This window comes from Pseudomonas sp. UMAB-08 (assembly GCF_900095225.1).
GTDB lineage: Bacteria > Pseudomonadota > Gammaproteobacteria > Pseudomonadales > Pseudomonadaceae > Aquipseudomonas.
Genome location: NZ_LT607424.1, coordinates 172,689 through 179,712 on the forward strand (window position 1 = coordinate 172,689; position 7,024 = coordinate 179,712).

Genomic DNA, 7,024 nt, shown 5'->3' on the forward strand with positions numbered 1-7,024 from the left:
CCGCAAGGAGAGCAGCACGATGGAACTGGTTCTGGAAATACTAAACAGCGAACAGTCGGACCCTTCGCAGGTGAACCGCAAAGTGTTCACGGTGGCGGGCGGTTCGATTGGCCGCAGAGGGAACGCCGACTGGCTGATTATCGACTCCACCAGCCAAGTGTCTCGCCGACACGCGCTGGTCAGCTATTGCGGCAGCCATTTTTGCCTGACCGATCTCAGCACCAATGGTACCTGGGACAACACCACTGGCGAGCGGATGACGCGCGGGGATGAGCTGCGCATCGTAGACGGTGGTGTGTATCAGATGGGCCGCTTTGAAGTCCGGGCGCAGGTGCTGCGCGATTCCGTCGAGCCTGCCGCCGAGGTCAGCACTCCGACACCACCCTCGGGCAACCGGATGACCATTCCCGAGGATGCCTATTTCGGGCAGATGCCAATGGCTTCTGTGGATCAACCCTTCGCTTCGAGCATGCCTGCGCCAGAATCGCAGCAGTGCGCGGACTACGCGCCCATCGAGAGGGAGCACGTGCGGACCCCTACGTTGGTGGCGCCGACGCCAACTGCTGAGCCCATCCCCGAGCCGCCACCGGCACCCCCCGCACATCAGGGCGAAGTGTTCTGGCAACAATTTGCCCAGGCGCTAGGCATCGACATCGACGATCTGGACCCTGAGGGCAGAGAAGCCTTGGCGGTCAACACCGCCCGTTTGTTCAAACAGTGCATCGGTGGCTTGCAGCAGAGTTTGCGCACCCGCAGTGAGCTGAAAAACGAACTGCGCCTGGCACTGACCACTGGGCAGTACATCCACAAAAACCCGCTCAAGCATGCCGTGAGCGCCAGCGAAGCCGTGAACAGTTTGCTGCTCGCCAGCAAACCTCAGTTAAGCGCGGAACAGGCGATCAGCAGGACGTTCCATGACCTGCAAGCGCACCAGGTGGCCTTGCTCAGCGCCAGCCGCGCGGCCCTGCGCAGCACTCTGGAGCATTTCGCGCCGCAGCACCTGACCCTGCGTTTCGAACGTGATGGACACAACCCGCTGTTTGCAACTGCTGGCAGCCAGTGGCGCGCGTATGGCCGTTATCACCAGGCATTGAGCCAGGACGATGACTGGAGCGAACGCCTGCTGGCGCGCGACTTTGCCCACGCCTACGAAGAACAGGTCCGGCTGGTCGACAGCCTCCACACCGATTACCAAGGATGATGCAGATGTCCGGCTTGAATATGTCCCGTTTCAAAACCCTGGGCGCCATCGCCATCCTGTTGCTGCTGGCGGGGTGCTCGACGCTGTCGCCGTATTCCAAACTGACCAAGCTCGATTTGAAGCTGACGGCCAGCGACCGACTCAACCCCGACCTCCACGGTCGACCTTCGCCGATTGTGCTGCGCTTGCTGGAGTTGAAGAACCCGGTGGCGTTCGAAAATGGCGATTTTTTCAGCTTGTATGAACGGCCCAAGGAATCGTTGGCGCCCGATTGGGTGGCCAGTGAAGAGCTGGAGTTACGGCCGGGCGAAAGCCTCGACCTCAAGCTCAGCGTCGACAGCGGCAGCCGCTATGTCGGCGTGCTGGCGGCCTATCGTGACCTGCCAGAAACCAAATGGCGCTATGTGATCCAGCTGTCGCCGACCGAGCGGACCTACGCCGAGCTGCGCCTGGATCAGGCCGGTATCCACAACGCGCTTAATCCACTCGCCACGGCAGGAGACTGACCATGAACGCCCATAAAGTGATTTGGCGCGAAGGCATGCTTCTGCGCCCGCAACACTTCCAGCACAACGACCGTTATTACGATAACCAGATGAAAACCCGCACCCAGTTGCTGGGGCGTTACATGTGGGGGTTTCTTGAGCTGGAGATCGAGGTAGAACCTTTAAAAATCGGCAAGCTGGTACTCAGTCGCGCAAGCGGCATTCTCCCCGACGGAAGCTTGTTTAACCTGGAGGGTCTTATCGAGCCGTTGATGGTGCAAGTGCCGCACAACATCGGCAAAACCTCGGTCTACCTCGGGCTGCCACTGATGACGGGCAACTACATCGAAGCCCGAGAGGAGAAAGATAAAGACGTGCTGGCGCGCTACACCATCTACGACAAGTCGATTGCCAATTCAAATGCCGGGGAGGGCATTGAAAGTCAGGTGCACTGCGGCCGACCGAATTTTTGTTTGCTGCTGGGCGAGCAACAGAGCGATCAGGTCTTTGTGACGCTGAAGGTGGGGGAGATCACTGATTGCACGGAGGATGGCGGGGTCACGATGAATGACAGTTACTCACCGACGGTCATTCATTCGAAGGCTTCGAAGTATTTGCTGAGACGTTTGGACGAAGTGATCCGGTTGGTGGACACCCGTTGTGCGGCCTTGGCCGAGCGCCTGAGCTCCAACGGCAAGATGGGTGGCTCTGAGGTGGGTGATTTCATGCTGATGCAGATGATGAATCGCACGCAGTTGATCCTGCTTCATTACAAAGATCTGCAACACGTTCACCCCGAGGAGTTGTACCGCACGCTACTGACGGTGGTGGGTGAGTTATCGACTTTCGCCAGCGCTAACAGGCGCGTACCCGTGACGCTCAACTATAGACACAGCGATCTGAGCCTGAGCTTTGAAGCCCTGTTGAATGTTTTCCGCCAATTGATGGCGATGGTGCTTGAAGAACATGCGACGCCGCTGCCGATCACTGCCCGCGATTACGGTGTTCAGGTCGCGATAATCGCCGACCATCAACATTTCGACAGCTCGACCTTCGTGCTGGTAGCCAGCGCCCATTGCACGGCTGAAGAACTGCGCAATCGCCTGCCTGCCCAGCTCAAGATCGGCACGGTCGAAACCATCCGCAATCTGGTCAATCTACACCTGCCGGGCTTCAAGCTCAGACCGCTGCCCGTCGCCCCCCGGGAACTCGCGTTTCATGCCGACAAGGCCTATTTCATTCTTGATCTGGACACCGAGGAATCGGCGCAACTGAAGAAATCCGGTGGTTTTGCGTTCCATGTGTCCAGCGAAATCGCAGCCCTTGAACTCGATTTTTGGGCGATCAAGAAATGAGTGATCTAACGACAGATAAACAACTCGGCGCGGATGATTTAACTGTTTACAACGGTGGATCTGGCCCAGGGCCCGGCATGGAGCCTCTGACGGGAGCGACAGCTTCGACCCGGGCCCAGGATCTGGAAGCCCAAAAAAACCAATCCGCCCAAAGCCATTCGCTCGACACCTACAGCGCGAGTATCAACCCGCTGGTCGCCGCAGCCGCTCATGCGCTGTCGGCCGTTGCGGGGCTCAAAAACCTCGACAAGAAGGCCAACCTCGAAATCCTGCACAGCACGTTGTTGACTGACCTAAGGGCGTATCAAGCACATGCGGAAAAGCTCGGCGCCGAGCGTCATCTGCTGAATGACGCGTCCTATGTGCTCTGTACCTTTGTCGATGAAGCAGTGCTGCAAACCGAAGCGAGCAAGGCCAGTAATTGGTCCAAGAATACGCTGTTGAACGCGCTACATCATAAAACCTCCGGAGGTGAAACGTTCTTTGAGATATTGACGAGCCATAGCATGAATCCGATCAAACACCTGCACCTGCTTGAACTGATGTACCTGTGTATGGCATTGGGATTCAGGGGTAAATACGGCGTCGATGGCCAGGAAAAGGCCGAGTTGGAAGACATCCGCGATGGCGTTTACCGAACCATTCGCCACCTGCGCGGCGACGTCCCGCGTGAGCTGTCACCCCATTGGCATGGCCTTCAGGACAAGCGCCGGAATCTGGTGCGCATCGTCCCGTGGTGGTTGGTCCTCCTGTTCACCCTGATGTGTCTGGCGGTCATGTATTCCGGGTTCGCCTGGGTACTGAGCGAACAGCGCGAGACCGTTCTTGAACCTTACCGTCAGCTTGATGCGGCAATGACTCAATCGCCGTTGCAGGACAGGGATGCACGATGAAAATACTCTTTAAAAAGCTGGCGACCTTCCTCGGAAAGACCTGGGTCTGGACGCTGCTGCTGGTGCTGTTGGCCGCGCTTGCGGTGTGGTTTTTGGGGCCGCTGCTGGCCGTTGACGATTACAAGTTCTGGGAAGACGCGAGCGCTCGATTACTGAGCATCAGCGCGTTGTGTCTGGCGTGGGGTTTGTTCGTCGTTTATGAAAGCTGGCGGAGCACTCAGCGTAAACAGGAGGCCGAAGGAAGCGAAGACGGCAAAGCCCGACAGCAGCGTGAGCAGGACATCGCGGATAAAAATAAGCGCCTGCGCAAACTGTTCAAAAAAGCGCTTCGCACCCTGAAAACCGCCAGCCTGTATCGCGGACGCAGCGAGCGCTGGCGCAACGAGTTGCCGTGGTATTTGTTGATCGGCCCGGAGCAGAGCGGCAAGAGCAGCCTGCTGAAGCGCTCGGGTCTGGCGTTTCCACTCAACGACGTCGACACCAAGGCAGAGCCGAGCCCAACGTTTTACGAATGGTACTTCGGCGAACAGGGTGTGTTGATTGATACCGGTGGGTCCGTTCTGGATTCGAAGGACGATGCCGATCGACACACCTGGAAAACCCTCCTCAGCCTGCTGCGCACGCGGCGTCGAAACCGACCGCTCAATGGGGTCATTATTACGGTTCCAGCCGAGCTGTTGGGTCGCAAAAAAACCGACAGGCAGGATGATCTAAAACACCTCTCACTGACATTGCGCGACCGCTTGAAGGATATTCGTCAGCAGTTACGCGTTGATCTGCCGGTGTACCTGGTGCTGAGCAAAACTGATGAGATTGAGGGCTTCGAGGAGTTTTTCGATCAGCTCACAAAACAGGAGAGCGATCAGGTATTGGGTGCAAGCTTTGCCGATGATCAGAACGGCAATGATCTCAGGGTATTGCGCCAGGAATTTGAAGTGTTGCTGCAACGCCTCAACAGCCAGGTGATCCCGCGCATGCATCAGGAGCGCATGCCGGAGAGAAGTGCCGTTATTCTCGATTTCCCGCATAAGTTGGGCGCGATTGGCCCAGGCTTGTGCCAGTTCGTGAACGACACATTGGGCGGTAATCGCTACCAAAGTGCCAGCCGACTTCGCGGCTTCTACCTGACCAGCGCCACTCAGTCAGGCGTCCCGCTCAAGGGCGCTGAAAAAAGCGAAGCCGCCCTTCCGATGTTCACCGGCTCGGCCCGCTTCATCAATCACCTGCTAAGCCACGTGATCTTCCCCGAAGCTGAACTTGCGGGCCTCAACAAGCGCGAGCGCCGCCGTATCCATTGGGGGCAGCGTGCGTTGTACGTGATGGCATTTTCTGCACTGGGAGTGTTCGGCCTGCTCTGGGCCCTTGGCTTTTCTGCCAACCACAGCCGTCTTGAGCAACTGCGTGAGTTCGCGCAAAACCTGACCAAACAGCACGCCGAGTTGGCGCCTCAAGATGACGCCATGGCCGCGCTTCAGCTGTTGGACACGGGCTACGCCGCAAGCCGCGTATTCCCTGCGCTCAGTGATGTGCAGTTGCATGAACGCAACGGGCTTTATCAGGGCGAGCCGAGTTACCCGGTGCTCGACGATGCTTATCAGCGTGAATTGAAAGAACAACTGTTGCCACGCGTCGCCCGCACCCTTGAAGCGCATGTGCGCGCCAACATGAATGATCGCGAGCGGCTCTTGGGCAGCCTGCGCGCCTACCTGATGCTCAACCTCACCGAGCGCCGGGATTCGACCTGGCTCAAGGAGTGGGTCGCAGCCGATTGGTCGCTGCGCTACATCGGCAACACCCCGGTGCAGAACGGCTTGAACGAGCATTTCAATCGTCTGCTCACACACGGGTTTGTCTATCCACTTAACGATGGTTTGGTGGCCCAGGCACGTCAGGTCCTGAGGGCCGAATCGCAATCCGCCGTGGTGTATCGCGCCCTGCGTGAACAAGCCAACAGCTTGCCGGAATACCGCCTCAGCCAGCACCTCGGCCCACAAGGCGCGTTGTTCAGCGGCACCGATTACCTGATTCCTGGCTTCTATACCCAACGCGGTTCTCAGCAATTTTTCACCACCCAGGGTGCGAGTCTGGTGAACGAAATCCTGCGTGATAACTGGGTACTGGGTGAAAGCACCGGCATCAGCGGCATGGACTTGCGCCGCTTGATGGTCGAGCTGGAGCAGCTGTATTTCCGCGACTACGCCAACCATTGGGGCGAAGCCATCGGCCAGTTGGGCTTGCAACCGTTCAGCAGCGCGGGTGAGGGCGCTAGCCAGCTCGCCGGCCTGACCGCCGCCAATTCACCGCTGCTGCAACTGTTGGTGGAAGTGCGCGACAACACCCGTTTCCCGGACCTCAGCGAAAGTACCGAGCAACTGGCCGAAGCGGTCGGCGATGCGGGCGGCAAATTAGGCGCTGTAGGTAAAGTCGCCGCTGCGGCAGCGGGTAAGGCGCAAGGCGCACTCGCCAAAAGTCTGCCGGACACTGCAAAGAAATCCATGCAGCGTCGTTTCGAACCGCTGCATCAACTGCTGGACGCCAACAACGGTCCGGCGGCAGAGCTGATGCCGACCTTGCAAGCGCTCAACGACCTGCAATTACAGGTCGCGAGCCTGGCGCGTTCCAGTCAGCCGGAACAGGCGGCTTACGAAATGGCGAAACTGCGCATGAACGGCCAGCGTGATGCGCTGAACAGCCTGCGCGGTGCAACCAGCCGCTTGCCACGCCCCGTCAGTGGCTGGCTGGACGTGCTGGCCGAAGACACCTGGATGCTGGTGCTCAACGATGCCTATCAGTACCTGAATCAGCGTTATCAGAGCGAACTGCATGCGTTCTACAGCAAGGGCCTGCACCAGCGCTACCCGTTCAATGCCCACAGCACCAGCGACGTCGCCATCAGCGATTTCCGCGAGTTCTTCAAAGCGCAGGGCGTGGCGGATCGGTTCTTTGACACCTACATGCGGCCCTTCGTCAGTGGCACTGCGGGCAACTACCGCTTGCGCAGCATCGACGGCCGCAGCTTGCCGATGTCGCGCTTGTACCTGACGCAAATGGGCCACGTGCAGGTCATTCGCCAAAGCTTCTTTGCGCAGA

Annotated in this window: 5 protein-coding genes; all 5 read left to right on the top strand. The window is 58.5% G+C overall.

Annotated elements, in window-relative coordinates; genetic code table 11:
• Window positions 1-19 precede the first annotated feature (19 nt).
• Window positions 20-1,201 carry a type VI secretion system-associated FHA domain protein TagH gene (gene tagH / locus K0F75_RS18490; protein WP_219063406.1) on the top strand — a complete coding sequence of 394 codons (1,182 nt, stop codon included), beginning with the start codon at window positions 20-22 and terminating at the stop codon, window positions 1,199-1,201.
• A gap of 5 nt (window positions 1,202-1,206) precedes the next feature.
• Window positions 1,207-1,707 (top strand): type VI secretion system lipoprotein TssJ, encoded by a 501-nt coding sequence (gene tssJ / locus K0F75_RS18495; protein ID WP_219063407.1) that lies wholly within the window; start codon window positions 1,207-1,209, stop codon window positions 1,705-1,707.
• 2 nt (window positions 1,708-1,709) lie between these two features.
• Window positions 1,710-3,041 (top strand): type VI secretion system baseplate subunit TssK, encoded by a 1,332-nt coding sequence (gene tssK, locus K0F75_RS18500; RefSeq protein ID WP_219063408.1) that lies wholly within the window; start codon window positions 1,710-1,712, stop codon window positions 3,039-3,041.
• Window positions 3,038-3,934: a type IVB secretion system protein IcmH/DotU gene (gene icmH, locus K0F75_RS18505; protein ID WP_219063409.1), complete on the top strand. Its 897-nt coding sequence runs from the start codon at window positions 3,038-3,040 to the stop codon at window positions 3,932-3,934. Before tssK ends, icmH begins: the two co-directional genes overlap by 4 nt.
• Window positions 3,931-7,024 (top strand): type VI secretion system membrane subunit TssM (tssM, locus tag K0F75_RS18510; protein WP_219063410.1); only part of this gene is annotated, 3,094 nt, incomplete at its 3' end. The genes icmH and tssM, both read left to right, overlap by 4 nt.

Excerpts from the sequence above, each read along its gene's own strand:
- icmH (WP_219063409.1), top strand. The coding sequence starts at position 3,038 with ATGAGTGATCTAACGACAGATAAACAACTCGGCGCGGATGATTTAACT.
- tssK (WP_219063408.1), top strand. The coding sequence starts at position 1,710 with ATGAACGCCCATAAAGTGATTTGGCGCGAAGGCATGCTTCTGCGCCCG.
- tssJ (WP_219063407.1), top strand. The coding sequence starts at position 1,207 with ATGTCCGGCTTGAATATGTCCCGTTTCAAAACCCTGGGCGCCATCGCC.
- tagH (WP_219063406.1), top strand. The coding sequence starts at position 20 with ATGGAACTGGTTCTGGAAATACTAAACAGCGAACAGTCGGACCCTTCG.